Below are 26,036 nucleotides of genomic sequence, written 5' to 3' on the forward strand. Positions count from 1 at the left end.
AGAAAAGAGGATGATCATATGGAAACCAGTCAAAACAAAGCGGTTTACCTGGCAAACTTAAATCAACGTATGATGGACCAGGATGTAAATGAGCTTTATGCTGAATGTAAAAAGAAAATATTTTCCATCGCCCTTTCCTATGTAAAAGATCATTATTTGGCAGAGGACCTTTCACATGAAATTTTGGTAAAATGCTACGTTACCCGTGATAAGTTCAAAGGTGATTGTTCCTTTCATACATGGATGTGTCGCATTGCAAAAAATCATTGTATTGATTTTTTACGAAAGAGCTATCGGAGCCGTGATTTGCTTTCTGAAGATATCGATTTTATGTACAAAGGCAACATGTCCTCGCCAGAATCTGAGTTCTTAAGGCTGTGTGACAGGGAAGAACTGAAACATCATCTGAGGAAGCTGCCAGCAACATATCTGGAAGTCATAACACGTTTTTACTATAAAGAACAATCCTTGAAAGAAATTGGACATCATCTGAATCTGAAGCCATCGACCGTCAAAACAAGGTTATTTCGGGCAAGGAAAATGTTAAGAGATCAATATCATATCCATATCAATCAGGAGATCAAATGAATCAGAATTTGGTCTCCTTTTTTTGATATAATTGTGGAAACGTATACTTTAGGTAATAGACAAAGGGAAAAGGGGACAATTACTTTGGATAACCAATTTTTAGATTTATTGGCACAAAGATATGACAGTGAAGATAAAGTCGTTACAGAAATTATTAATCTTGAGGCTATTCTTCATTTACCAAAAGGGACGGAGCATTTTGTCAGTGATTTACACGGGGAGTATCAAGCCTTTCAGCATGTACTTAGAAATGGTTCAGGGAAAGTGAAGGAGAAAATCAGAGACCTGTTCAGTGATCGTTTGTCAGAAGATGAAATGAATGAAATGGCGGCTTTGGTCTATTATCCTGAAGAGAAATTACAGCTGCTCAAAAATCGCTTTGATCATCATCAGGAATTAAATGAATGGTATTCACGAACCATTGAGCAATTGATTGAATTGATTGCCTATGCATCCTCGAAATATACACGGTCAAAGTTACGCAAGGCCCTTCCCCGGCAATTTGTTTATATTATAGAAGAGCTTTTATACAAGTCAGATGAATTTACAAATAAGAAATCCTATTACACAAAAATTATTCAGCAGATTCTTTCCCTTGGCCAGGCTGATAAGCTTATTGTCGGTCTTGCTTATACGACTCAGCGACTGGTGGTTGATCATCTGCATGTTGTGGGTGACATTTATGACCGGGGACCGGATCCTGACAAAATTATGGATACACTTATGAACTATCATTCGGTCGACATTCAGTGGGGCAATCATGATGTGCTGTGGCTTGGAGCATATGCCGGTTCAGAGGTTTGCCTGGCGAACATTATTCGCATCTGTGCCCGTTATGACAATCTGGATATTATTGAAGATGTATATGGAATCAATCTTAGGCCTCTTCTCAATCTTGCAGAAAAATACTATGAGGACAATCCGGCTTTTCGACCGAAGCGACCATCCGATAAAAGAATAACGGAATCGGAGCAGCTGCAAATTACGAAAATCCATCAGGCTATCGCGATGATTCAGTTCAAGCTGGAAATACCAATCATTAAGAGACGGCCTTATTTTAATATGGCTGATCGTCTTCTGCTCGAAAAGATGGATTATGAAAATCATGAAATTACTATCCAGGGGAAAACGTATCCTTTGGAAAATACGTGCTTTGCCACTGTGAACCCGCAACAGCCCGATCAGCTATTAGACGAAGAAAAGCAGGTGCTGGAGAGGCTGTTATTCTCTGTTCAGCATTCGGAAAAGCTGGCCAGACATATGAACTTTCTTATGAAAAAAGGAAGCCTATACTTGAAATATAATGGGAACCTCTTAATTCATGGCTGTATTCCTATCGATAAAAATGGAAATATGGAGCATATGCAAATTGAAAATCAAACCTATTCAGGGCGGGATTTGCTTGATAGATTTGAAGACTATTTAAGAGAGGCGTTTGCTCATCCTGAAATAAGTGATGATCTTGCCACCGATATGGTCTGGTACTTATGGACAGGAGAATATTCCTCCCTCTTTGGAAAAAGAGCGATGACCACTTTTGAGCGGTACTTTATTAAGGATAAAGAAACCCACAAAGAGGAGAAGAACCCGTATTATTATTTACGCGAGGATGAAACCATCTGTCGTAACATTTTACAGGAATTTGGCCTAGATCCAGACCAGGGTCACATTATCAATGGCCATACACCTGTCAAAGAGATTGATGGAGAAAATCCAATCAAAGCGAACGGAAAGATGATTGTCATTGATGGAGGCTTTTCGAAACCCTATCAATCAACTACAGGTATTGCAGGTTATACGCTGCTGTATAATTCCTATGGGATGCAGCTTGTTGCCCACAAGCATTTCCATTCAAAAGAGGATGTGCTGCAAAATGGAACAGACGTCTTATCTGTAAGAAGATTGGTAGACAAGGAACTGGAACGGAAGAAGGTTCTGGAAACAAATATAGGAGAAAAGTTGTTAAAGGAAATATCTGTTTTGAAGAGTCTCCTGGAATATCGCTATATGAAATAAGGTTTTAATCTGAAAATGGAAAATGCAACCTTACAAATGCTTCTGTTTAACGTTTGTAAGGTTTTTTATCACGCATTAACTGGCCGTAATACCCCCACTTCAAGTCTTGAGGATAACCCAACAAGACTAAGTGGGGGATAAACGGCCAGTAAATTCCTGATAAGTTATGTACACCGCCTTTGGTTTTCACAAAATATTCATAAAAAAGGACATACAATAATAGGGTATCGACAAAAGGTCTTATTTGATGCTCCCCTGAAAAATCGTGACATACTTCTCCTGGATTGGAGGACATAAAGCGGGATGGCCATCAGACAAGATGCAGCCTTTATTTTTAAGTTTTTAAGAAAAATTGTTAGGAGGGTACCCTATGAAAAAAGTGAAGAATCGCTGGCTCATTGCGGCATCCGCTGTAGGCATCCATATTTCTATCGGTTCTGCGTATGCATGGAGTGTATTCACCAATCCAATGGCCGATTCGTATGGATGGGAAACAACGGAAATTTCCATGGCCTTTAGTATTGCTATCTTTATTCTTGGGCTGGCAGCAGCATTTATGGGAAGGTTTGTAGAAAAACAGGGTCCAAGAAAATCAGGTATGCTAGCAGCGCTGTTCTTTGGTGTTGGTGTTGCGGGTTCAGGGCTGGCAACATCCATTGAGTCTTTGTATCTATTGTACCTGTTCTATGGAGTGATCGGTGGAGTTGGTTTGGGAATTGGTTATATTGCACCGGTATCCACTCTTGTGAAATGGTTTCCGGATAGGCGTGGATTGGCAACAGGTTTAGCAATCATGGGATTTGGCTTTGCATCCTTAATTAGCGGACCAGCTGCCGCAGCGTTAATTGAGTCCGTTGGGATTTCTGCGACCTTCTATATTCTTGGTGTGATTTATTTTGTGGTGATGACTGCATCTTCCCAATACTTAGCACCGCCTCCTAAGGAATGGGTTCCCAAAGGTTTTAAGGCTGACCAGCAGGAGGGTAAAGGGAAGCAAATTAAACCGGATCTCGCTCAATTAACAGCAAATGAAGCAGTAAAAACCCGCCGTTTCTATATCCTCTGGTTCATGTTATTTATTAATGTCACTTGTGGAATCGCTATCATTTCTGTTGCTTCCCCAATGGCACAGGAAATTGCGGGCATGACACCAATAGCTGCGGCTGCAATGGTCGGGCTTACGGGTCTGTTTAATGGATTAGGAAGAATCGGCTGGGCATCCTTATCCGATTATCTGGGCAGGCCCAATGTGTATACAGCCTTCTTCGTAATCCAGATCATTGCTTTCTTCACTCTGCCAGTCGCTTATAGTGCGCTTTTATTCCAGGTATTAGTGTTTGCTATACTCACTTGTTATGGAGGAGGATTTTCTACTGTACCGGCATTTATTGGGGATATTTTTGGAACGAAACAGCTTGGCGCCATCCATGGCTATATTTTAACAGCATGGGCACTCGCCGGAGTTGTGGGACCTATTCTTCTATCAGCTGTCTATGATTTAACCAACAGCTATAATTCTACCTTGTACATTTTTGGCGTGCTGTTTGTGGCAGCATTTGGGCTGTCTCTATGGATACGGTCCGATATTAAAAAGCTGCAGAACGAACAGCAAGAGCCAAATCCAAATATGGCGGGTGCAGAGCTGTAATTATTCTGTGAATCGGAAACGGAAATGTCGTAGTGTCTATCATTAAGATGCATTACGGCGTTTTCGCGTTTTCGGAATTTGAATGGAGAGCCACTGATGTAATCAAACAACCGCTTCATGTTTGAGGTTTTAAATTTCGTACAGGATTCATATAAATAGAATCAAAACTAATCGTAACGGAGGGATTTCTGTGGGAAACACAAAGCACTCCGGTCCTGTTAAGCTGCCGAAAAAACCTGATCCGGACTTATGGGTGAGTAAGGTACCTTTTGGTTTGGGGAAAATAAAGCCCCATCATATTCGGGATATGATGAAGGTTGCCTGGGAAAATAAAGATCATTTACCATATGCAACACGAATTTTACGTAAGGGCGTCTGTGATGGATGTGCTTTAGGGGTGCTCGGTTTACAAGATCAGACTCTTAAAGGTCCGCATCTATGCACAACCAGATTAAACGTACTCCGCCTGAATACTATGCCGGCCATGAAAGAGGATGTGGTTCATGCCGACATTGATGAGTTAAGAAAAATGAGCAGTACAGAATTAAGGAAGTTAGGACGCATTCCCTATCCGCTTATTCGCAAGCCTGGAGAAAAAAGGTTCAGACGTTTGTCCTGGGATGAAGCCCTGGATACCGTGGCGGAAAAAATGAAACAGCTGGATCCCAAACGTTATGGCTTTTATTTAACATCAAGAGGAATTACGAATGAAACGTATTATACAGCGGGCAAAGTCGCTCGTTTCCTAGGAACGAATCATATAGACAATGCGTCCCGTATCTGTCACTCTCCTTCCAAGACAGCCTTATCCCGTTCACTGGGAATCGGGGCATCAAGCTGTAATTATAAAGACTGGATTGGAACCGACGTCCTCGTTTTCTGGGGATCTGTGGCCGCCAATAACCAGCCGGTATCCACCAAGTATATGTATGCAGCAAAGCGCAAGGGAACGAAAATTATCATCATCAATCCTTATTATGAGCCGTCCATGGATCAATATTGGGTACCATCGATTCCGGATTCTGCATTATTTGGAACAAAACTTGCCGATGATGTCTATCAGGTCAACATTGGCGGAGACATTGCCTTTATGCATGGCATCATGAAGCACTGGTTTGAAATGGAGGAACAGGAACCAGGATCGGCCATCGACTATGAGTTTGTTGAGCAGCATGTTAATGGCTTTGAAGAATTAAAGCAAAAAGTTACCGATTATGATTGGGGTATTTTAGAAAAATCATCCGGGTTATCGAAGGAGAGAATGAGGGAACTTGCTGAAATTCTGGCCAAATCCAAGTCAGGTGTTTTTGTCTGGTCCATGGGTCTGACCCAGCATCGTTTCGGTACGGATAATGTGTCACAGGTGGCCAATCTGGCTATGCTTCGAGGCTTTATTGGCAGGGAGAACTGCGGAGTTATGCCTATTCGGGGACATTCTGGTGTTCAAGGCTCCGGGGAAATGGGTGCAGCCCCATTTGTGTTACCTGGAGGACCGATGAATGAAGAAAACCGAAAGCGTGTGGAAAAAGTCTGGGGCTTTCCAATTCCTGACTGGCAGGGCGATATTGTCGGGGTTTCCCTTGAAAATGCTCTTCTTCCCGAGGAGCACGAGCGGAAACTGCAGCTTTATTATATGTCAGGTGGAAACTTCCTGGAGACGATGCCAAACCCTGATTTTGTGAAACAGTGCCTGGAAAATATTGATGTCCGGGTGCATCAGGATATTATTTTTAATACATCCACCTTTGTTGATGCTAAAGAAGCGGTGATTGTGCTGCCTGCCATGACGAGATATGAGCAGCCTGGTGGTGGAACCTCAACATCGACGGAAAGAATGGTCTATTTATCACCGGAAATTAAAGGTCCAAGAATAGAAGAGGCACGGGCGGAATGGGAGATTTACGTGGATCTTGCCAAACGAGTAAAGCCTGATCACCAGCACTTAATAAATTTTGAAACGGCCCAGCAGATTCGAAATGAGATTGCCGAGGCAGCCCCTAATTACGATGGCATCCAGCATTTAAGTGAGGAAGGGGATGTCTTTCAATGGGGCGGTGCCTGGTTATGTGAAGGGGGAGAATGCCCGACTCCGGATGGAAAAGGAAATCTTATTGCTGTGGAGGTTCCGGAGCTCCGGAAGCCGGAAGGACATTTCAATGTAACCACCCGGCGCGGAAAGCAATTTAACTCGATGATTTACAGTGAATCCGACCCGTTTAATAATGCAAGCCGTGATGATGTTCTTATGAATGAAGAGGATGCGAAAAAACATGAAATTCAGGAAGGCGATACCATCATTGTTTACAATCAGCATGGTACATTCAACGGCCGGGCAAAATTTGAACCGATTAAACAGGGGAATATAGAAGTTCATTGGCCGGAAGGGAATGCTTTAATCCCTAAAGGTGTTTATGAAGAATTTGCCGGAATTCCGGAATATAATACATCAGTGATCGTAGAAAAAGCAGAAACCTATTATGCGCATAAGGATACTAAGTATGTAGAAAAACGAATCGAGGAGCTGGAGATGGATCCACATTAACAGGAGTCATGATAGAAACATATGATGGATAGAATAAAAGTGGGAGGCAGCTGCGGATTAGAAAATAACCTGTAGCATCCCTCCCTATTTTACCTCTATTACGTACGGATCAATGGACTGGATTGGGATCTGATTTAAAAAGGGTGAATGTCTATGTCTATGTCAGATGGAACCATAAACCATTGGAATATTATCGAATATGACGGGGAAGCATTATCTGAGAAGGACGAAATGATCGCAACAGAATTGCCAGTTACCGTTGTTGTGAATGGGGTGGAATTTGCAACGATGGTCTGTTCCCCTGAGGATTTACATGATCTGGTCGTCGGTTTTCTTGCTTCAGAAGGTCTTATTCTCTTTTATGAGGACATAAAATCCATCGATATGGATGAGGATGCCGGGTTTATTTATGTTGATTTGCATAAACCCTTACCTGAGGATACTGAGAGTCATTCAAAGCGTTTTATCGGTTCCTGCTGCGGGAAGAGTCGTCAGTTTTATTTTAAAAATGATGTAAAAACAGCGAAAACGGTCCTAAGCCGAATGATGATTACGGTGGATCAGAGCTTATCGCTGATGAAGGAGCTTCAGGAACATTCAGAGTATTTTCATCTGACAGGCGGCGTCCATAATGCTGCCCTCTGTACATTGGATGAAATGCTCACGATCCGTACAGATATTGGACGTCATAATGCTCTGGATAAAATTTATGGTCATGTAATCAAAAACAAAATCAGACTGTCGGATAAACTGATTGTTTTCAGTGGCCGTATTTCATCAGAGGTGTTATTAAAAATATCCAAAATAGGGGTGGGGATTTTAATTTCAAAATCTGCCCCGACGGACTTGGCTCTTCGTCTGGCCAATGATCTTCAGATTACGACGATAGGATTTGTCAGGGGGAATAAACTGAACGTCTATACCCATCCGGAACGATTGCTGGAGGTCAGCGGTACAGAGGCTTGAATCTCTTGAGATAGGATTCTAGCCTATTTTCGTTTTGTGGCTGACAAGCTCATCATTGGACATGCTGGTTTGATACCGATACGATATACATATGTAAGAATAAGGAAAGGATGGTTACAATGAAGGTTCTTGTTGTAGGAGCAAATGGACAAATTGGAAAGCATCTTGTTTCATTTATTCAGGATAGTGATCATCTGGAAGCAAAAGCTATGATCCGAAATCAGGAGCAGGCTTCCTTTTTTGAAGATCTAGGAGCAGAAACCGCAGTGGTCGATCTGGAACAGGATATTGATACGATTGCCAAAGCTGCTGAGGGAGTGGATGCGGTCGTCTTTACGGCAGGATCAGGTCCGCACACTGGAAAAGATAAAACCATCATGGTTGACCTGGATGGTGCGGTTAAGACGATTGAGGCTGCAAAGACGGCTGGTGTGAAGCGGTTTGTGATGATCAGCTCGTTTGATACCACCAGAGAGGCCATCCAGGAAGCCCCATCCTCATTTGCTCCTTATGTTGCAGCGAAGCATTATGCGGACGAGTGGCTAAAAGGTACAGATCTGGATTATACGATCATTCATCCTGGACTTTTAACGAATGATGAAGGAAAAGGTCAGGTGGAAGCAGCCGTTAAAGTGGAGCGAGGTGAAGTACCGCGCGAGGATGTGGCACGTGTAATTGCAGCCACACTGGAAAATGATTCAACCATTGGCAAAGAGTTTCAGTTGGTAACGGGTACAACTCCTGTTAAGGATGCAGTTGATTCGCTTTAATAGCAAGAGTAAATAAGGAGGGCATGTATAGATGATATACATGCCCTTTGTTTGGTCGAATTGCCTGGGTTGGAAAGGCGATTGATTGTTTATAAATGCTCAATCATCTCCGTAAATATCACAGCTATTTCCTGCATATATATCATTACATACATCTTTGTAAAGAGGTGAAGAACCGTATGCCTGTCATATCTGTGATGAACTACAAGGGAGGTGTAGGGAAAACCACATTATCAGCCAATATTGCTGCTGGTATTGCTAACCGTGGGAAAAGGGTGTTAGTCATTGATTTGGACCCGCAGGCTAATTTAACCCTGTCCTTTGTGAGCATTGAGGAATGGAAGGAGCTTGACCACAATGCACGAACCATTAAACATTGGTACGATCAATACCTGGATTATAATCAGGATATTTCGTTAAAGGAGCTCATCATTTCTCCTTCCAGAGTCAACACCAGAATGAATCAACAGGGTCACGGAGGACAGCTGGATTTAATTTGCTCCCACCTTGAATTGGTTGAGGTGGATATGGAGCTTTCCAGTAAATTGGGCGGTCCCAACCATCGGACAATCCAGAATAATTACATAAATGTGCTATCACGTCTTTGCTGTAAAATCAAAGAACTGAAAAAGGATTATGATATGGTCATCATCGACTGTCCACCGAATTTTAACCTCATCACACAAAATGCTATCGTCTCAAGCGATTTCTATATTGTACCTGCGAAAACAGATTACCTGTCTACTCTGGGCATCCATACACTAAAGAAGCATGTCGATTCTCTCAAACAAAAGTATAATCAAACCCTTCAGGAATTAAGTCGCCGTAACATCTCACCTATATCCCCGCAACCCTTGGGCATTATCTTTACCATGGTAGCCTATCACGGTGGAATTCCCATATCTGCACAACGGGAATATATTTCCCAGCTTAAACGGAGCGAACTGCCCTGCTTTGATCATTTACTAAGAGAAAATAAAACCCTGTTTGCCAGTGCTCCGGAATCAGGTGTCCCAGTTGTATTGAAGAAAACCTACAATACCCAGGGAGAAAAAGTTAAATCCGAGATTCAGGGGATGATTGATGAAATATTATTCTCCATTGGTGAAGAGGAGGGATAGAAGGAAATGGGGAAAAAGGATACGCAGAAAATGATTCAGATTGTATCTGATTTCATCAGTGAATTAAGCGATGAACAGTTTACAAATCTGATAAACGGAAATGCCATTATTGAATATAAGACAAATTATAAGAACAGCTTTGATCAGATAAAGGCGTCTGTACAGCAAGGACAATCTATGAGAGAGGTGGAAAAATGTTTTAAGGGAATGTTAAAAAAAGATATTATGGCATTCTGTAAAGATAGTAGAATCGATTTCAGAAAAAAAGACACAAAGAAGGAGCTCTATCATAAAATTGCCGTTCACTTTGATATAAAAAGGTCAACAAAACCGGACGAGAAGGATTTTAAGGCGTTAATAAAAGAATTTGAGCAGTGCACAGATGTGAAGGAAGCAGTAGAGTTTCTGAGTGAAGCCGGAGAGTTAAGGACCAAGGAGGACCTTATTCGTTTTGCCAACGTTCTTGATGTACATATCAGACCGAAAGAGAAGAAAGCAGATATCATTCATCGGATTGCAGAATCAGTGGTGGGATCCCGGATAAGAGCACAAGTGATAAAGAATGTCTAATGCTTCAAGCAGTGAACCAGCTCAACAGCATGGCTTTTAAAAAAGTGTTAAATTTCAGTGAATCATCTGAAATAGGTGCCCGCATCATTATCCTTGTTTTCCTTAACTTGTTATAATGAACATAGATGATTAACCTGCAGCAGGTGTGAACAGCCTGTTTATAAAAGGAGGAATCAATGATGAAGGATACAGTAAAAAAAGGCTTATCTTTAGGTATTGGTTTAGCTCTCACAAGTAAGGAACATGCAGAAAAAGTCCTGGATGACCTCGTCAAAAAAGGGGAGCTGACGAAACAGGAATCAAAGGAGTTTTTTAATGAAATCCGTGAAAGAGGAGAGGAATCACAGGAAGAGCTGGATGGAAAAATACACGAAAAATTAAATAAGGTACTGAACGATCTGAATGTCGCGACGAAGGAAGATCTAAGTGACCTTGAAAAACGTCTGGAGCAAATCGAACAGCAGCTGGATCGCCAAAACTAAACGTTTGCCATGTCAGGAAAGGAGGGGGTCCTTATTTTTGAAAAACGAGTTCGGCATATGCAGCGCTACAGAGAAATTGTGACGGCATTCTCGCGTAATGGCTTTGGTTTTTTTGTCAGGGAATTAGGACTGGATACCATTCTTTCTCTACCAAAGCGGATGATTATTCGTGATAAAGCGGAGAATGTACATACCAAAACCAGAGGAGAGCGGGTCCGGCTATTTTTAGAGGAACTGGGCCCAACCTTCGTTAAACTGGGACAAGTTGCCAGCACACGGCCTGATTTACTTCCGGAAGACATTATAAAAGAGCTGCAAAAGCTGCAGGATGACGTTCCTCCTTTTCCATATGAGGATGTAAAACCCATTATTGAACGTGAACTAGGTGCAGACGTTGATGAAATTTTCGATGCATTTGAAGAAACCCCTCTGGCAGCCGCTTCCATTGGTCAGGTTCATTATGGTGTCTTGAAGTCCGGGGAAAAGGTAGCGGTTAAAATTCAGCGTCCGGATATTGAGGAACGAATTAAAACCGATTTGGAAATTCTGCTGCAATTAGCTCTCATGGCCGAGCTCCGGCTTGAGTGGGCAGCCCATTATCAGGTCAGAGAGATGGTTGAGGAGTTTTCCAAAGCGATTCTGGATGAACTTGACTATACCAAGGAAGGTAGAAATGCCGATAAAATGGCGAGACAGTTTTATGATACACCGACTGTTCGGATACCGGACATTTATTGGAATTTATCAACGAAAAAGGTTCTCACCATGGAATTTGTGGAAGGTACTAAGCTGAACAATGTGGATCAGCTCAGGGACATGGGCTATGACACCAAGCGATTGGGAGAGCGACTAACGAATGCCGTTTTACATCAAGTATTAATCGAAGGCTTTTTTCATGGCGATCTTCACCCCGGCAATATTTCGGTACAGCCGGGCGAGGTCATCATATTCATGGATTTTGGTCTGGCAGGTCGAATCACAGCGGATATGAAGGATAACTTTGCCTCGTTAGTGATTGCGATGATGCGTCAAAATACGGATGGAGTCATCCGGGCCGTCACCAGAATGGGACTGGTTCCGGACGATGTGGATATGAATATACTGCGTGCTGATGTCGATGAGCTCCGGGAGAAATATTACGATGTATCTCTAAGCCAGATTAGTCTGGGGGATGCGGTTAATGATTTGTTTGACGTGGCGAATCGGCATCGGATTAAACTGCCGTCTGATCTGACTTTATTAGGAAAAACCCTTCTCACTCTGGAAGGAATCGTTGAAAAGCTCGATCCTGAGATTAGCATTATAAAGATTGCTGAGCCGTTTGGTAAGCAACTATTAAAAGAACGTTATCACCCCAAAACAATGGCTGAAAATATGTTTAACCAGTGGAGTGGGTTTCGGGACATTCTTGTTGATGCACCGGGAAGTGTCCGAGAGCTGTCGTCCATGATTAAAAAGGGAAAAATTCCTCTTGAACTGTCTATGCCGAGGCTGGAGCAGTTCTTAAATAAATTGGACAGGATCAGTAATCGGCTGTCCTTCAGTATCGTTTTACTGGCATTCAGTATCATTATGGTCGGTTTAATTGTTGGTTCAGCTATAAGTGGAGAATCCTCACTGGTCTGGGATATACCGGCAGTGGAAATCGGATTTGTCGTTGCTTCCCTGATGTTCCTCTGGCTGTTGTATTCGATATTCAAGTCGGGGAGATTTTGATAATAGCTATATAAAAGTCCTTGCAATCATTGGAAACAAAGGTTGCAGGGACTTTTTTTGTGCATCTCAGATTACCGGAGAATATATCGATAAACTTCAATGGGGTTCAAACTGGGACGAAACTGGGCTGGCGCTTCTGTCAAAATGGCGGCCAATCGACTTCACGGATTTATCGATCTAAATTCCCGCTCAATCAGTCGTACCCTCAGTGAAGCCCGTCGCAACCTCATTCCCAGCGTGCACACAACAAAACAGTGACCCAGAAAAAAGCCACCATATCCGCAAATATGATGGTTTTTACCAAAGTAATGCTTTTCCATTAACTTTTAAACATTATTCTCCAGCATTTAGCCCCTTCTGAAGCGTAATCATCTCATCGGCCAGTTTCTCCATACGGCGAATTACTTTTTCGTCCTCGAGGTCGCCTTCTTCAGCAAATGAAGTATTATGAATAAACACATTATGATTCGGGACGATGCCTTTTAAATATGCAAGGATGGGCTTCAGCTGATATTCTCCGACTAGAGCGTGCTTGCCGGATCCGCCTACTGTAATGAAACCGGTCACTTTTCCTTTAAATGCGTTTTGCGGCATGTAATCGAGTAAATTTTTGAAAGCACCCCCAAATGAGGCCTGGTAAATGGGCGTGGCAAAAACGAGAAAATCGGCTGAAGTAATTTTATGAATCACATCCCATGTATTTTGATCGTAGAAGGAAAGGGATGGTCCATGAAATAATTCGATATCTTCATCTTTTAAATCGATAAGTTCTGTTTTAATATTTGGATCCATGGCCTTCGCTGTATTTAAAAAATGATATACGGATTCAAGGATTTTTGAGCCGACCATTGAGCCTGACACACCTACTAATTTCATGAAATGCCTCCTATATCAAAAGTGTTTCCAGTTATATGGTACCACTTTATGAAATAGGTTGACAGGATAGAGGGTTTAAATAGTGTGGTCCTCCTTTATAGTCAGCGTAAAGGTTTGCTCGTTTATTTAAAACTATTAATCAGTTTCAAGTTCATGATAAGCGATGTAAAAATGGCAGGGTATAATATTGCCGAATACCAAAGCTGCCAGCCATTATAATAAAAAAAGCCTGTTTGCAAAGATAGCCATTCAAAAGAAATAGAAAACCCTGACCATAACAGGATATAAAGTACCTTCTGCCCTGCCCGTTTGTTAAACGGATAGAAATTCAGAAAAAGAAAACTGATGGCAGGAAAATACATAATGATTGCAGTCAATCCAAGCCAGTCAAATCCCTCATTGAAATAACCATATAGATTATAATTCAGGTCTAATATCGTATCTGTTAAAAGGCCATAGGTAAAAGCAAAAAATGAAGTTGCATAGATATCCATCTTATTTAGTCTCTTTGGTACATAAAGTGCAATGATATTTATGATGAAGAAGAACACAAATATAAATCTCCAGATAGTCTCTCATCCTCCTGATTCAGCTATTTTTGCTACCCCTAAAGCGTAATGACTCCAAAGAATCTCTTCTATTAATTCTGCCTGGTTTTCATCACAATCAATTATAAGGATAATCTCTGAGTGCTTCCCCTTAAGTATTCTTCTGTTCGTTTTAAAAACCTTTTCAGTAAAAAGACGTATAACAAATCCGACTACAAAACCTGTAAACGCACCGATAAGTCCCCAATATATCGGTCCCCACGCTAATTCAAAACCGATACTGGCACCAATTACCGAAAAAGCTGTTGCAAGTGCCAGACCAATATCAATAAGGGTAGTGCCATCTGAGCGATGTAGGGTATCAAAGACATTACGTTTTTCCTGACGGTTATCGAGTGGAACAGCGTATATCCTACTTTTGTTAATCCCGTTTTTCTCCAATGTAGAAATCGTTAATTCTAAAAATGAATGACTTTCAAACGTGGAAAACACTTGCACCATAATCACTTCACTTTTTGTCCTTTTAATATTTGAAATTCAGGATTTTGATAATTTTCTTTTAAAAATTTTCTCTGTTCTTTTTCATATAATTTGTTGTTTTCAATCGTTGCAGTATAGGAATCATATGTGGCAAAACCATAAAGTGATGGAAAAAACAACAACCACTCAGGATTCAAAACGGAAGTTGCCTTCTGGATTTCTCCCCAAAATAAAAAAGTAATAGCTTCCAGCGCGTGTGAAAAATAAAAAAAGGCCAATGACCAGATGAGGACAAAAGCTGCAGTCAGGATTCTGTGAATGTAAAGCTGACCTAATCCTGGCATAAATAGGGACCATACAAATGCTAAGAATGGATTTCGTTTATCTAAATAGTTAATTTCGATTGGCGAGATGACAAATGTATTATGTATTAAAACGGTGATTTTCCCGTTCGGCTAAAATGTACACCTTGTTCATGTCTACTGTTGTCCGGTAACTATCCCATATCGCAAACAAATAAACAGGAATATAAATTAACAGCCAGCGGGTATCCAATATATCCTTTGCCAGATCAATTTTTCCCTGGAATGAATAAATCATTCCCAGGTTTAGATTTGATTGGACATTCACGACCACCTCCCAAATAAATAACAGATACCCTCGTATATATTTTGATAGTAATAAATGTCCAAAACCAGGGAAAGCCATACTCCACCAGGCAACAATATAGGGATTCCTTAAATGAATTTGGGTCGTTCCCATAACACTGACAAGAGCTTTATATCTTCTGGCTGTATTATCATTTGTGTAATTTTGCATAAAATCCAACCTTATAACACTCGTTAGTAGTAAGTTTTCCGTTCAAAGTGGAACATATACGGCCGGGGGGACGGAGGGACAGGTTCCTTGTCCCTTTCAGTCAGTCTGGTTTTAAGGCTTATCTCCTTTAATCAGATGACATTAGCTTGGTGAATGCGTCTTTTTTTAATTTTATCAATTGATTTTGGATGAGTATCCATCAATTTATCAGATGAATCAATCAAAATGTAGAAAGTATCCGGCAGATCGAAGGTGATATCCGTTAAATTGTAAAGGATATCAATCAGCAATCTCCATGTTTCCGTCGAATTTCGTCATTTATCTGTCGTTTTACCAATCATATCAATCAAACTGCATTCTATCGGTCAAAAAATCAAATGTATCAATCCATTTCCATCAGGTATCGGTCAAATTCCAGTAAATATCAACCATAATCTTCAATGAATCAATAAATCAATAAACCAATCCATATATCCCCATAATCATCAATAAATCAATCAGCCGCATCCATCTGGCACCGTGCACCGGACAAATCCAACTGCCATAGCTGCCGAAAAGGGAAGATAAATGAAAAGAGGAATTGGCCCTATAAAGCCAATCCCCCTGTCATATTAAGCTATACCCATTCAATTTGAAATGCTGTCCCGCCTTTAATATAAGGCAGCAGGCGTTGATCTTCCGGAATGACCTGCCCAATGACATTAACCCTTTCGTCTGCGGGGAGAGTTCTCTTTGTGATTTGAATTTCTCCCTGATATCTTCCATATTTTTCGTTATCGACTGTAATCGATCCTATCGTTCTTTCTACTGTGTGAGATGGTTTTACTGGAAAATCCCCAATCAGGCCATATTGTCTGGATTCGGCTGAACGAATGACATCTCTTGCAGGGTCGAGACGGTTGGTTTGCTTTTCTAGTAACCGGTTTTTTATGTTCTCGTGGTCCGTATCGCATCTTGCTCTTAAACGAATAATCTGATTACAGTAGTCTGCAAATTGATGCTTGGAAGACTCATTAATTGATGGATCTCCAATTAAAATTTTATCGACCCACTTATTGTCCTGAAAATCCATAAAAGATGAGAAGCTTGAGCGATTCCGATGCGTTTCAATCGTTGGAAGCCCCTCAAAAACAGGACCTCTTTGTTTTCCATCTCCGGGAACAAAGGCCATAACTGTTAATCCTTCACTTTTCAAAAACTGATTTTTTTCATTAAAATCCTCTAAACTCAAGCCGGTTTCCGGGCGGGGATAGTAATTATGCCAGGCTTCAATGGTGGAAAAATCGGCTCCGTGTTTTCGTAAATTTTCCATGTTTCCATGAGTAATGGTACTGGCATTTAAGGCAACGGTCATTTTATTCGATAGCTGTGCAATGGTTTTATCAGAAATTCCGTAATCCACACGTAAGCCTGTCAGTCCCCATTCTTTTAAGCCAACCGCATTTTCCCAGTTAAATCCTAAATAGGATAATGACTTAGGAGAAATATCGGCGAATAATTCCATCCTGTACTTTATGGCAAGTTTCCCTAGGTCAGCGAGGCCCTGTTTATAATCTTCAGGGTTGTCCTCAGGAATGTGCAGGGAAGTAAAAATGCTGTTAAAACCGAGTTCGCTCATTTCTTTGATGTAGGTTTCCTGCTCTTCAAATGTTTGATTTGATAAATAGATTGATATACCGAGCATGATGTTCCCTCCCTTATATAAAAGAGGGAGAAAATGAATTCTCCCTTTATTATTGTCTAGGATTTTTATAAAATTACAGATTTGTTGATAAAAAATTATGAGTGGCCACGTCCGGCTCCAGCGCCCAGCGACTAGCGAGACTTCCTTCACCTCCGTCCGATAAGTCAACATCGACTCAACAAAGTTTCGTCGTGTTTCCTTCTCCGCGTGTTAACTGGCTGTAAGACCCCTTTAAGAAATAAGTGGGGGTCAACAGCCAGTAAACACCCGATTTGTTCAACTAACAATCAGTGGGGGATTACCCCCACTGATTGAAGTTTCACTTTATCTCCTCCGGCTCAGTCCAGTCCGTACGTCGCTAATAAGAAAAGCGGAGGCGACCGTTTAGGCCCGACGGCATAAGCAGAATATCCGGAGTGGCCGCTTTTTGGCCATGTAGGGTATTCTGCTTATGACCGCTTGGGCTTGGGAGCCGCAGCTGGACAGAGAAAAGCGGAGGCGACTGTTCAGGTCATGCGGGATAAGACGAAGACATGGAGTGGCACGGGTTTGGCAACGTAATGGCTTTGGATTATATCCGCCTTGACCTAGGAGCCCTAGCTGGCCAAACGGGCGCTACCGCCTTTGTTCTTAGTTCAAGTTATCGGCCATTTCTTCTTTAAATCCGAAGAAGTACGTAAAGATAAATCCTGCTATATAAGCGATGAGTAGTCCCAGGGCATATAATAGGAACTTGTTATCTACAATTAAAGGAATTAATGGAATACCAGATAGTCCGATTCCTGAAGATGCTGTACCTACAACTGCCTGGAAAGCACCGCCGAATGAAGCACCGAGACAAGCTGTGATAAATGGACGTCCCAGTGGCAGCGTTACACCATAAATTAAAGGTTCACCAATACCTAAGAATCCGGTAGGCAGACCACCTTTAATCACATTACGAAGGCGTTTGTTTCTGGTTTTGACAAAGATCGCAATGGCTGCACCAACCTGACTGGCTCCAGCCATCGCCAGAATTGGTAGTAAAGCAGTGGAACCAAGGGAATTAATGAGCTCCATATGAATCGGTGTAAGTCCATGATGGAGACCAAGCATAACCAATGGAAGGAAAAATCCACTGAGTAAGGCGCCGGCAATGGCACTTCCTAATGCACCGCCGAGACTTAATACAGCATTAATTCCAGCTGTAATACCGGTCGAAAGAATTCCGGCGAAAGGCTGAACAACTACTAAAGTGAGAAAACCAACAACTAAGATTGTCAATAAAGGAGTAAATATAATATCGACTGTATTCGGAACAACTTTTCTAAATTGTTTCTCAAAGAATACCATTAACCAGGCAGCAAACATGGCGCCAATTAAACCACCGTAACCGGGGGCTAAATCGTTTCCAAAAATAGTGATGTCTGCTAATGCTGGGTTCATCGTGATAATACCAGCAATACCACCTAATACAGGTGTTCCTCCAAATTCTTTAGCTGTATTCCAACCGACCATGATGGCTAAGTAGGAGAAAATACTGCCACCTAAAACAATCAGGATTTGCATCCAGGTTAAGGACGTATCTACACCTGAGTTATTTAAAAATCCGGCTGTACCATTGATAATACCAGAACCTACAATACCTGGAATGAGCGGAATGAAAATCCCGCCAATTTTGCGAAGGAGATTCTTAAAGGGTGTATTGTTTTTTTCTTTAATTTCTCCTTTTTTCATACTGGCAAGATCATCCTCGTTTACATCGAGTTCCTCACCCATTTGGATTCCTGTTATTTTCGTGATATGGTCAGAAACTTTGTTAACGGTTCCAGGACCAACGACAATTTGCAGGGTGTCATCCTCAACAACCCCCATAACACCTTCTTTTTCTTTTAATTCGTTAATATTTGCTTTTCCATCGTCTTTTAAATTAAGTCGTACACGGGTCATACAGTGGGTAAAGGATTGAATATTTTCTCCTCCACCAATTTCATCAAGTATCTCCCTGGCTAATCTTTCTTCCTTTCTCTCTTTCGCCATTAGGTTTCCCCCCTAATCATTCATCCTATTTTGTGTAACGTATAAACCCTTTTGAATCAGCTAATTTTTGAACCGCCTGATCATAGGTACAATTTAATAGAATCATAACGATAGCTGCTTTAACATTGTGATGAGCTTTTTCGAAATGCTCATCAGCAGTGTCATAATCAACGTTGGTTGCTTCCATAATGATTCGTTTTGACCTTTCTATTAACTTCTGATTGCTGGGCTGCACATCCACCATTAAGTTTTGATAAACCTTGCCTATCCCAATCATTGCTGTAGTTGTAATCATGTTTAAGACAAGTTTCTGTGCTGTACCCGCCTTTAATCGAGTTGAGCCTGTCACTACTTCGGGACCTGTTACCACTTCAATAGCTACCTTGGCTAATGTTCCAATTTTAGACTTTCTATTATTACTGATGCTGACAGTGTTTGCGCCTATATGATTTGCATATTCCAACCCTCCAGCCACATAAGGTGTTCGGCCACTGGCTGCTATTCCAACGACGGTATCATGTTTTGTTAGTGAAATGGCTTTTAGGTCATCACCTCCTAAATGGTCACTGTCCTCAGCACCTTCAACGGCATCGGTAATCGCTTTCATACCGCCTGCAATTAAACCTTGAACCATTTCATGAGATACACCAAAAGTGGGAGGGCATTCTGAAGCATCAAGTATTCCTAATCTACCGCTTGTTCCAGCTCCGATATAGATTAATCTGCCACCTTGATTAAACGATTGAATGACAAAGTGTACAGCCTTTTCAATTTGAGGAATTTCTTCGGCAATAGCTGCTGGAACCTTATGATCCTCCTGATTAATCGTTTGCAGTATTTCTTTGATCGATTTTGTATCAATATCCATACTGGCAGGGTTCCTGGTTTCTGTTGTTAATTTGTTGAGCATCGTTTAACCCTCCTAGGAAATCGCTTTCATACCCACATTTTATAGGTGGTGAAACTATATGTCAATAAATCTATTAAAATTTATGAAATTAAGTTTCATATAAGTCAAAAAATCATTCCTTGAAGAATCAGATCATTATCTTCTAAGTCGAACAACTTCATTTCTGGCTTCATGATATTGAGGCAGGACATCCTCACCCATTGCCTTGAAAACACTGAGATACAGAGCGTCAATAATCGTCAGCTGGGTCATTCTGGACGGAATACTTCCAATTCTGTAATCATGTTCAACTATGGGGGTGCACAGGCGAATATCAGCTTCTTTATAAAGCGGTGATTTATCCAGGTTCGTGATCGCAATGACCGTTGCCTCTTCTTTTTGGGCAAATCGGGATAATTCCAATACATCTTTCGTTTTACCAGACATACTAATGGCGATTATGATATCGTTTTTCTTTAAATAGGGAATGGAGGATAGCAGAAAGTGAAAATCATGATGAGCTGTACATGGATAGCCTAATTTTGTGAATTTATAAAACCCATCGACAGCTGCCGTTGCTGAACCGCCAACGCCATAGAAAACGAGCCTGTTCGCGTGTTGGATAGTATCAACGGCATTCTCAAACTCCCTGCGATCCAAAGACGTAGAAATGGCCTCAATGGCAGATGTATTAACGTGGGTTACTTTTTGAAAAATGTCATAGGGCTCACTTTTATCCTGCAAAAAATTAAAGTCTGTCAGATTATCCTCACTCATGGCTAATTCTTTGACTAACTCCAGTTTAAACGTTTTGAAGCTGCCAATCCCAATAGATTTGCAGAAACGGACTACACTTGATTCACTCGTTCCTGACTTCTGGGCAAGCTCCTTTGTTGTCATATTTGGAACAAGGTCCGGATTTTCCAATACATATAATCCCATCTTTTTTTCTGCTTCAGAAAGGGAGGGGAGGTTTCCTTTAATTCTGTTCAGTAATGTGCCCATATACAATGTTCCTCTCTTTATATAATAATCAATATTATACAGAATATTTAGCCGAGTTGTACAATCCGTTTAAATTGATTGCTGCAAAGGATGAGCTTTAAAGGCAGAGCGCAGACGAACTTTTCTGTTACTCTTTGAAAAAACTTGAAAAATTATCTACTTGAAAAATAAATTGCAAACGCTTACGATAAAATCGTGAGACAGCTTAGAATTTTTCGAATCTATCAAAAGGAGATTTTTACATGAAATTGCAGACGATTATTCCTGATCATGAACGTCTTTTTCTGGATAAGGATGTTCCCGAAGCCTATAAAACCGATCATTCCTGGAAAGATGTTGCTGCTGTAAAAGCTGTAGCATTACCGGAATTGGAACAGGAAATTATAGATTTAGTCACCTATGCCAACCAGGAGGACCTTACGATTATTGCACGGGGAGCTGGAACAGGTGTAGCCGGATCTCAGGTGCCAACTAAGGGTGGAGAAGTAATCATTGATGTTCACCGGATGAACCGGATTCTTGATCTGGATGAAGAGACGATGACGTTAACGGTAGAACCAGGTGTAAAACTACAGGAAATTCAGGAATTTGTGGAAAGGAAAGGCTATTTTTACCCACCTGACCCTGGCTCAAAAAATTCAACCATAGGCGGTAATATAGCTACAAATGCAGGTGGTATGCGTGCGGTGAAATACGGCACCACGAGGGATTATGTACGTGAGCTTGATGTTGTATTGCCGGATGGTCAAAAAGCCACATTAGGAAGCCTGAATATCAAGGACAGTTCCGGCTATGACTTAAAGGATCTCTTTATCGGCTCAGAAGGAACCCTGGGAATTACAACCAGGATAAAGCTGAAAGTACTTCCGATGCCAAAATATAAGCAGTCTGTGATACTGGCTTTTGATTCGTTAAAAGCGGCTACTAATGGTGTATTATCGATTTTAAAAAATGGGGTGGAACCTGCAGCTTTAGAACTATTTGAACGGGGAACCATTGAATATAGTGAGAAATTTACGGAAAAGAAGCTGCCAAGTCAAAAGGGAGACGCCTACATCTTAATGACGTTGGATAGTAATGAGCAGGAGGACCTTTCACGCAGGGTCAGTTTTACAGAAAATCTATTAAAAGGACAGGCGGCGGAAATCCTTCCGTTATCCACGCCGGAAGAGGAGGAAAAAGCCTGGTTCCTGCGTGATCATATTTTAGTAGCCTTAATGCAATTTACAGAGTTCGAAATGCTGGATGAAGTCGTACCAATTAATCGATTTGCTGAGATGATCAGTTATACGAAGGAATTGCAGGAAAAGCATGGGATAAACGTGATAAACTTCGGCCATGCCGGAGATGGAAATATTCATACGGTCCTAATGAAAGAAGGAATGGATGAAGCTGCCTGGCAGACAAAACGAAAAGCCTATCTGGATGATCTCTACAGCAAAGTTCATGAATTAGGCGGTCTCCCTTCTGCTGAGCATGGCATTGGTGTCATTAAAAAGGGATATTTGGAGAAAATGAGTCAGCCAGTGGAAATCCAATTAATGCGTAAAGTAAAAAGAGCTATTGATCCGGACAATCGCTTGAATCCAGGGAAGGTTTTCTAATGTTTTGATCGTAGTGGTCAACCGTAAAACTCTGTTCAACGGACTAAAAATATGATAGGATTAAAATAATTGAATAGGATATCCAGAGTGACTGAGAGATCTGGCTCGTTGACGTCACAGCAACCTGCTTTACGCAAGGTGCTCCTACCAGCAAAGCCTGTGCTTTGAATGATAGATACGGAGGAGAAGCTTCTTTATGCATTCAGGGCATAAAGAAGCTTTTTTTATACCTGTAAAGGAGTGAGTCAAATGGACGTTTTTATTAAAATGGAAAAGTTATTGAATTATCCGAGGAAGAAGCAAAAGAAATCAGGAAGCAGGGAAAACCGGTTACCGAGATCACAAAGAATATGACACAGGAAGAATTGGAAGCTTTTAAAAAAGAGAGGTATCAGAAGTTTATCAAGCCAGTGATGGAGTACAATCAGGAAAAACTACTAGCCAAGAAAAATACAGAGAGAAAGAAGGATGAAAAGGAAATGGAAAGTAAAAAGACATTAAGCTTTGAATATGGCATACAGAAAACTGGTGATGGATATAAGGTTGTCAAAACTCTCGGAAACTTTAAAAGTCATGAAGAGGCGCAGCAGGTAATGATCGATTTGGTGACAGGAAAAAGAACGGATATGGAAGTTATAAATCAAAACAGTGGAGGCGATGGACGATAAAAAACATTTTTGCGAATTGAAAAAGTACAGCACCTGCCGAGCTTTCGTCTTCAGTTATTCACTATTAATTTGTATAATTAGTTTGACAAAGTGGTGAGAATGGTCAAAGTGAACGGCCGTCTTACGATTGCAGCAGGGGAGCAAACAGGAATGATTATAGGATGCTTTGGTTTTTTTGCATTAATCGGATTAATCATCTGGGCATTTATTATTCATCCCTTGATGGGAGCTGTGGCGCTTTTGGCAGGGGCTGGACTTGTGATATGGAACTGGTCCACTTTAAATGTCATCGGGGGATTGTTCCTCATGGCAGCTACGATTTGGGGATTTCAAGTTCACTGGATCCTTGGGGTCATATTTCTTATCGGCAGTTTCTTTATCCTTGGTGTTGATCAAACAGCGAAAGAGGAAGAAGAGGATAAAGAGCAAGCGATTAAAAATCTGCAGGAACAGAAAAACTTTGAGATATCTCACCAATTTGACGGTGAGAAAAAGCAGGTACTCGCTATTGATGAGGATGCAGAAAAAATCGCATATTTAAATGGCACAGACCACCGCCGTATATATCCAATCAGGGAGATTCTTGATGTACAAATGACTAAAGATGATAAGCAGGTTATTAAATCTTCAACAGGTATCAGTACATCGGGTGCAATTCTTGGTGGAGCAATTGGCGGCGGTGTTGGAGCAGTCATTGGCGGTCGCCGTAAGAAACATCGTGTTGAAGATCGGGTAGAACGTATTTCCTTACACATTGTCGTCAATGACACAAACGAACCGACGATCATTTTTGATTTATATAAGGGTTCATTGAGCCGAAACGACAGCAGCGTAAAGGGAGCCTATCAAAAGGCGGAGCAGCTGTATGATTTGCTGCTGGTTTTGAGAAGACAGAGTTAATGTGAGAAAACATCTAGAGTTCATTCGAGCAAAGCTTTTCTAATATGTTAAACCCAATGTGGTCAAGGGAGTCCTTTTTAGAAAAACTTGGTGCATAATTTGAAAGAATGACAACACCTGACTGTTTTTCTTTGTTAAAGCCTATGAAGCTGGAATATCCACCTGTTCCTCCATTGTGCCAAATGACACCTTTTTCTTTATCAATAATCCAATTCATACCTAGGCATATACCCGTCTTATCTTCAAATTGAACGGAGTGTGTCTGTGCCAAAATATCATGGAATTTATCCCCGGATGTTCCTAGATGACTGGCAAGAAACGATAACTGATCTTTTATGGTAGATCGTAGGGCTCCGGCTCCCGCAAGTGTTTCTTTAAAGACTCGTAGTCTGCCAATGATGGAAGATGTTGATCAATAGGATGATTAGGGTCGAGCTTATTCTCAGCAATTGCCTTCGTTAATAATGAAGCAGTAAATACTTTAGTGATAGATCCTATCTCGTAAATCAAGCTTTCGGGAGCATTGCCCTCAAATCCATTTCGATTTCCTTCACTAAAAATTTCCCTTTCTTCTTCCTTAATGACACCAATATTCAGAACGAGATTGGGCCTTTTCTCCTTGTAGGGTAAACAAATCCTATCAATTTCCTGTTTATATTGATTCCTGTCTATCGTCATTAGTCCACTCTCCAGGTTTTAGAAATTTATAAGGTTTTCCAGAAAATTTCTACATCTTCACTATATCTTAATCTACAAATTGACTCAAAAAATATCCTGTAATTATTCATGAAATATGATTTTTCTATGACGTTTACGATCATTTTTTCATTTTGTGCTAAACACAACAGCTAAAACTCATTTATTTTCAAAAAATAGATTCAAAAATGTAATTATTCCTTTAAATCCCTTTGTTGACGGATTTATGGAAATCATATATCTTATTTGTAACAGAGACAGGTAGTCAAGAACCCATCACCTCCCCAAACCTCCCATGTATCTCCTTCACAATGGCAAAACTTATGAACAACATCCTGATCATCTGACAGATTATTAGAATAGGAGCTGATAAGATGAATGATTACAAAATTCAAAACTGTATAAGCTGTGAAAAGGGATGTGAAAGGATATGGAGGTAAACGCGTTTGTCCATAAGTTTTCACATCCAGAAGAACGAAAGAAATATTTGGAAATGCTCAAAATAGGCTCTGCATTTGATATGCGTCCCCGAGCACTTTTTCACTATTACGGTCCTGATTTAATTGCCTATAAAAAGAGATTTCTCTCCAATCCACAGGTTAATTATTTCCTCCGTCTATTTTCCGCTTATTTAACGACCCACTTAGAAGATGATTGCCCGGAATCCTGGGAAGAATGTGGCCCGGAGTTCTGGGAAGAGCTGATCACCGTCTATTATCCCTACTATATGAAAATCACCATAGAGCAAAACCAAACAGAAATCTTTTTTACACAACTATTAAAGTTTGCCCACTGGCTTGATAAACGTACAGGGTGCTCCTGTTATGAAATCGTTAAGAAATGTACGGAAGAAAACTGGTCTGAATTAACTTCTGTTGAAAGCCTATTAAATGACCTTCTGTTATACACTTTTCCCAACCTGTATGAAGAGGGCTGGAATACGAGAGCAGCCTTAGAAGAAATAACGGAACAATTAAGAATGTGCAGTTCAACGGTAGAAAGCTTATTTGAGGTTCGTCAAGTTACGGAAACCATGATTGTCCTCTACGACATAGCTGGAGATCGGACCTATCAGATAAACAATATCTCAAAACATATGTCTCCGGGCATACTTATATTTGGTGAAATTGGCAGGAAGGCCAGGGAACTTTATTGGATTCTGTTTTTTACACAGACGGTCTATCCACCTAAAGCCAAGCAATATATTGTTGTTGGAGGGTGAAAAGGGGCAAACTATTTTTTGTTCAATACGTCTATTATCGCAACTACAAGGTTAATTAAAGCCACGATGAATATTCCTGTTGTTATTGCGATGGTCATATCTTCCATACGACTCACCCCCGTTCTCCACAGGAGATTAAGCCGCTCCACACGCTAATATGTTGTTGGACAAAATTATACCACACTTTTATTACTATCATTTAAAACT

24 protein-coding genes, 1 pseudogene and 1 riboswitch are annotated in these 26,036 nt (G+C 40.9%); of the genes and pseudogenes, 14 read left to right on the top strand and 11 right to left on the bottom strand.

What is annotated here, in order from left to right; translation table 11 throughout:
* Positions 1 to 18 precede the first annotated feature (18 nt).
* Both ACZ5OK_RS03260 and ACZ5OK_RS03265 read left to right on the top strand, forming a co-directional pair.
* On the top strand, positions 19 to 588 hold the full coding sequence (locus ACZ5OK_RS03260; RefSeq protein WP_343839139.1) for an RNA polymerase sigma factor: 570 nt from the start codon (positions 19 to 21) through the stop codon (positions 586 to 588).
* A gap of 84 nt (positions 589 to 672) precedes the next feature.
* Positions 673 to 2,604: a fructose-1,6-bisphosphatase gene (locus ACZ5OK_RS03265; RefSeq protein ID WP_343839141.1), complete on the top strand. Its 1,932-nt coding sequence runs from the start codon at positions 673 to 675 to the stop codon at positions 2,602 to 2,604.
* 46 nt (positions 2,605 to 2,650) lie between these two features.
* Here the strand turns inward: ACZ5OK_RS03265 and ACZ5OK_RS03270 are convergent, their stop codons facing one another.
* Complete coding sequence (locus tag ACZ5OK_RS03270; protein WP_343839143.1) at positions 2,651 to 2,899, bottom strand: hypothetical protein; 249 nt, start codon at positions 2,897 to 2,899, stop codon at positions 2,651 to 2,653.
* Between the two features lie 75 nt (positions 2,900 to 2,974).
* Here ACZ5OK_RS03270 and ACZ5OK_RS03275 point away from each other — a divergent pair, with 75 nt between their 5' ends.
* From ACZ5OK_RS03275 to ACZ5OK_RS03310, 8 genes are all read left to right on the top strand, one after another.
* Positions 2,975 to 4,252: an L-lactate MFS transporter gene (locus tag ACZ5OK_RS03275; RefSeq protein WP_343839145.1), complete on the top strand. Its 1,278-nt coding sequence runs from the start codon at positions 2,975 to 2,977 to the stop codon at positions 4,250 to 4,252.
* A gap of 190 nt (positions 4,253 to 4,442) precedes the next feature.
* Positions 4,443 to 6,794: an FdhF/YdeP family oxidoreductase gene (locus tag ACZ5OK_RS03280; protein ID WP_343839147.1), complete on the top strand. Its 2,352-nt coding sequence runs from the start codon at positions 4,443 to 4,445 to the stop codon at positions 6,792 to 6,794.
* Positions 6,795 to 6,953: 159 nt separating this feature from the next.
* Positions 6,954 to 7,760, top strand: coding sequence for a formate dehydrogenase accessory sulfurtransferase FdhD (gene fdhD / locus ACZ5OK_RS03285; RefSeq protein ID WP_343840246.1), 807 nt, complete (start codon positions 6,954 to 6,956; stop codon positions 7,758 to 7,760).
* A gap of 119 nt (positions 7,761 to 7,879) precedes the next feature.
* Positions 7,880 to 8,530 carry an SDR family oxidoreductase gene (locus ACZ5OK_RS03290; protein WP_343839149.1) on the top strand — a complete coding sequence of 217 codons (651 nt, stop codon included), beginning with the start codon at positions 7,880 to 7,882 and terminating at the stop codon, positions 8,528 to 8,530.
* A 179-nt stretch (positions 8,531 to 8,709) separates the two neighbouring features.
* The gene (locus ACZ5OK_RS03295) at positions 8,710 to 9,651 is read left to right on the top strand and encodes a ParA family protein (protein WP_343839151.1); all 942 of its coding nucleotides are present in this window, start codon (positions 8,710 to 8,712) and stop codon (positions 9,649 to 9,651) included.
* 6 nt (positions 9,652 to 9,657) lie between these two features.
* Positions 9,658 to 10,221 (top strand): hypothetical protein, encoded by a 564-nt coding sequence (locus tag ACZ5OK_RS03300; RefSeq protein ID WP_343839153.1) that lies wholly within the window; start codon positions 9,658 to 9,660, stop codon positions 10,219 to 10,221.
* A gap of 176 nt (positions 10,222 to 10,397) precedes the next feature.
* Complete coding sequence (locus ACZ5OK_RS03305) at positions 10,398 to 10,703, top strand: phasin family protein (RefSeq protein ID WP_464758410.1); 306 nt, start codon at positions 10,398 to 10,400, stop codon at positions 10,701 to 10,703.
* 57 nt (positions 10,704 to 10,760) lie between these two features.
* Positions 10,761 to 12,419, top strand: coding sequence for an ABC1 kinase family protein (locus ACZ5OK_RS03310; protein WP_343839157.1), 1,659 nt, complete (start codon positions 10,761 to 10,763; stop codon positions 12,417 to 12,419).
* A 333-nt stretch (positions 12,420 to 12,752) separates the two neighbouring features.
* Here the strand turns inward: ACZ5OK_RS03310 and ACZ5OK_RS03315 are convergent, their stop codons facing one another.
* The 8 genes and pseudogenes from ACZ5OK_RS03315 to ACZ5OK_RS03350 all read right to left on the bottom strand — a co-directional run bounded on the left by ACZ5OK_RS03315 (position 12,753) and on the right by ACZ5OK_RS03350 (position 20,739).
* Positions 12,753 to 13,295 carry an NADPH-dependent FMN reductase gene (locus ACZ5OK_RS03315; RefSeq protein WP_343839159.1) on the bottom strand — a complete coding sequence of 181 codons (543 nt, stop codon included), beginning with the start codon at positions 13,293 to 13,295 and terminating at the stop codon, positions 12,753 to 12,755.
* A 122-nt stretch (positions 13,296 to 13,417) separates the two neighbouring features.
* Positions 13,418 to 13,846 carry a CBO0543 family protein gene (locus ACZ5OK_RS03320; protein ID WP_343839161.1) on the bottom strand — a complete coding sequence of 143 codons (429 nt, stop codon included), beginning with the start codon at positions 13,844 to 13,846 and terminating at the stop codon, positions 13,418 to 13,420.
* Positions 13,847 to 13,870: 24 nt separating this feature from the next.
* Positions 13,871 to 14,341, bottom strand: a complete 471-nt coding sequence (locus ACZ5OK_RS03325; protein ID WP_343840249.1) for a hypothetical protein — start codon at positions 14,339 to 14,341, stop codon at positions 13,871 to 13,873.
* A 5-nt stretch (positions 14,342 to 14,346) separates the two neighbouring features.
* Positions 14,347 to 15,142, bottom strand: a pseudogene (locus ACZ5OK_RS03330) (hypothetical protein).
* Positions 15,143 to 15,758: 616 nt separating this feature from the next.
* Complete coding sequence (locus ACZ5OK_RS03335; RefSeq protein ID WP_343839164.1) at positions 15,759 to 16,826, bottom strand: DUF871 domain-containing protein; 1,068 nt, start codon at positions 16,824 to 16,826, stop codon at positions 15,759 to 15,761.
* 630 nt (positions 16,827 to 17,456) lie between these two features.
* Positions 17,457 to 18,845, bottom strand: a complete 1,389-nt coding sequence (locus tag ACZ5OK_RS03340) for a PTS transporter subunit EIIC (protein ID WP_343839166.1) — start codon at positions 18,843 to 18,845, stop codon at positions 17,457 to 17,459.
* Between the two features lie 25 nt (positions 18,846 to 18,870).
* Positions 18,871 to 19,755, bottom strand: a complete 885-nt coding sequence (gene murQ, locus ACZ5OK_RS03345) for an N-acetylmuramic acid 6-phosphate etherase (RefSeq protein WP_343839168.1) — start codon at positions 19,753 to 19,755, stop codon at positions 18,871 to 18,873.
* A 135-nt stretch (positions 19,756 to 19,890) separates the two neighbouring features.
* On the bottom strand, positions 19,891 to 20,739 hold the full coding sequence (locus ACZ5OK_RS03350; RefSeq protein ID WP_343839170.1) for a MurR/RpiR family transcriptional regulator: 849 nt from the start codon (positions 20,737 to 20,739) through the stop codon (positions 19,891 to 19,893).
* A gap of 242 nt (positions 20,740 to 20,981) precedes the next feature.
* On the opposite strand from ACZ5OK_RS03350, the gene ACZ5OK_RS03355 reads away from it, so the two are divergent.
* The 3 genes from ACZ5OK_RS03355 to ACZ5OK_RS03365 all read left to right on the top strand — a co-directional run bounded on the left by ACZ5OK_RS03355 (position 20,982) and on the right by ACZ5OK_RS03365 (position 23,911).
* Positions 20,982 to 22,343: an FAD-binding oxidoreductase gene (locus tag ACZ5OK_RS03355; protein ID WP_343839172.1), complete on the top strand. Its 1,362-nt coding sequence runs from the start codon at positions 20,982 to 20,984 to the stop codon at positions 22,341 to 22,343.
* Between the two features lie 75 nt (positions 22,344 to 22,418).
* Positions 22,419 to 22,521, top strand: a riboswitch (SAM riboswitch).
* 172 nt (positions 22,522 to 22,693) lie between these two features.
* Positions 22,694 to 23,011 carry a hypothetical protein gene (locus ACZ5OK_RS03360; RefSeq protein WP_343839174.1) on the top strand — a complete coding sequence of 106 codons (318 nt, stop codon included), beginning with the start codon at positions 22,694 to 22,696 and terminating at the stop codon, positions 23,009 to 23,011.
* Between the two features lie 99 nt (positions 23,012 to 23,110).
* Positions 23,111 to 23,911, top strand: coding sequence for a hypothetical protein (locus tag ACZ5OK_RS03365; RefSeq protein ID WP_343839176.1), 801 nt, complete (start codon positions 23,111 to 23,113; stop codon positions 23,909 to 23,911).
* A 13-nt stretch (positions 23,912 to 23,924) separates the two neighbouring features.
* On the opposite strand, the gene ACZ5OK_RS03370 is transcribed toward ACZ5OK_RS03365, so the two are convergent.
* Both ACZ5OK_RS03370 and ACZ5OK_RS03375 read right to left on the bottom strand, forming a co-directional pair.
* Entirely contained in the window at positions 23,925 to 24,311 is a 387-nt protein-coding gene (locus ACZ5OK_RS03370) for a serine hydrolase (RefSeq protein ID WP_343840252.1), read from the bottom strand.
* Positions 24,245 to 24,589: a serine hydrolase gene (locus ACZ5OK_RS03375; RefSeq protein WP_343839178.1), complete on the bottom strand. Its 345-nt coding sequence runs from the start codon at positions 24,587 to 24,589 to the stop codon at positions 24,245 to 24,247. Before ACZ5OK_RS03375 ends, ACZ5OK_RS03370 begins: the two co-directional genes overlap by 67 nt.
* 448 nt (positions 24,590 to 25,037) lie before the next feature.
* On the opposite strand from ACZ5OK_RS03375, the gene ACZ5OK_RS03380 reads away from it, so the two are divergent.
* On the top strand, positions 25,038 to 25,829 hold the full coding sequence (locus tag ACZ5OK_RS03380; protein ID WP_343839180.1) for a hypothetical protein: 792 nt from the start codon (positions 25,038 to 25,040) through the stop codon (positions 25,827 to 25,829).
* The last annotated feature ends 207 nt before the right edge of the window (positions 25,830 to 26,036 follow it).

Source organism: Salinibacillus aidingensis, from assembly GCF_055393355.1.

Coding starts and splice junctions, on each gene's coding strand:
- ACZ5OK_RS03375 (WP_343839178.1), bottom strand. CDS start 24,589: ATGACGATAGACAGGAATCAATATAAACAGGAAATTGATAGGATTTGT.
- ACZ5OK_RS03260 (WP_343839139.1), top strand. CDS start 19: ATGGAAACCAGTCAAAACAAAGCGGTTTACCTGGCAAACTTAAATCAA.
- fdhD (WP_343840246.1), top strand. CDS start 6,954: ATGTCAGATGGAACCATAAACCATTGGAATATTATCGAATATGACGGG.
- ACZ5OK_RS03335 (WP_343839164.1), bottom strand. CDS start 16,826: ATGCTCGGTATATCAATCTATTTATCAAATCAAACATTTGAAGAGCAG.
- ACZ5OK_RS03340 (WP_343839166.1), bottom strand. CDS start 18,845: ATGGCGAAAGAGAGAAAGGAAGAAAGATTAGCCAGGGAGATACTTGAT.
- ACZ5OK_RS03305 (WP_464758410.1), top strand. CDS start 10,398: ATGATGAAGGATACAGTAAAAAAAGGCTTATCTTTAGGTATTGGTTTA.
- ACZ5OK_RS03290 (WP_343839149.1), top strand. CDS start 7,880: ATGAAGGTTCTTGTTGTAGGAGCAAATGGACAAATTGGAAAGCATCTT.
- ACZ5OK_RS03300 (WP_343839153.1), top strand. CDS start 9,658: ATGGGGAAAAAGGATACGCAGAAAATGATTCAGATTGTATCTGATTTC.
- ACZ5OK_RS03295 (WP_343839151.1), top strand. CDS start 8,710: ATGCCTGTCATATCTGTGATGAACTACAAGGGAGGTGTAGGGAAAACC.
- ACZ5OK_RS03360 (WP_343839174.1), top strand. CDS start 22,694: ATGACACAGGAAGAATTGGAAGCTTTTAAAAAAGAGAGGTATCAGAAG.
- ACZ5OK_RS03315 (WP_343839159.1), bottom strand. CDS start 13,295: ATGAAATTAGTAGGTGTGTCAGGCTCAATGGTCGGCTCAAAAATCCTT.
- ACZ5OK_RS03365 (WP_343839176.1), top strand. CDS start 23,111: ATGGTCAAAGTGAACGGCCGTCTTACGATTGCAGCAGGGGAGCAAACA.
- ACZ5OK_RS03275 (WP_343839145.1), top strand. CDS start 2,975: ATGAAAAAAGTGAAGAATCGCTGGCTCATTGCGGCATCCGCTGTAGGC.
- murQ (WP_343839168.1), bottom strand. CDS start 19,755: ATGCTCAACAAATTAACAACAGAAACCAGGAACCCTGCCAGTATGGAT.
- ACZ5OK_RS03380 (WP_343839180.1), top strand. CDS start 25,038: ATGGAGGTAAACGCGTTTGTCCATAAGTTTTCACATCCAGAAGAACGA.
- ACZ5OK_RS03270 (WP_343839143.1), bottom strand. CDS start 2,899: ATGTCCTCCAATCCAGGAGAAGTATGTCACGATTTTTCAGGGGAGCAT.
- ACZ5OK_RS03350 (WP_343839170.1), bottom strand. CDS start 20,739: ATGGGCACATTACTGAACAGAATTAAAGGAAACCTCCCCTCCCTTTCT.
- ACZ5OK_RS03310 (WP_343839157.1), top strand. CDS start 10,761: ATGCAGCGCTACAGAGAAATTGTGACGGCATTCTCGCGTAATGGCTTT.
- ACZ5OK_RS03355 (WP_343839172.1), top strand. CDS start 20,982: ATGAAATTGCAGACGATTATTCCTGATCATGAACGTCTTTTTCTGGAT.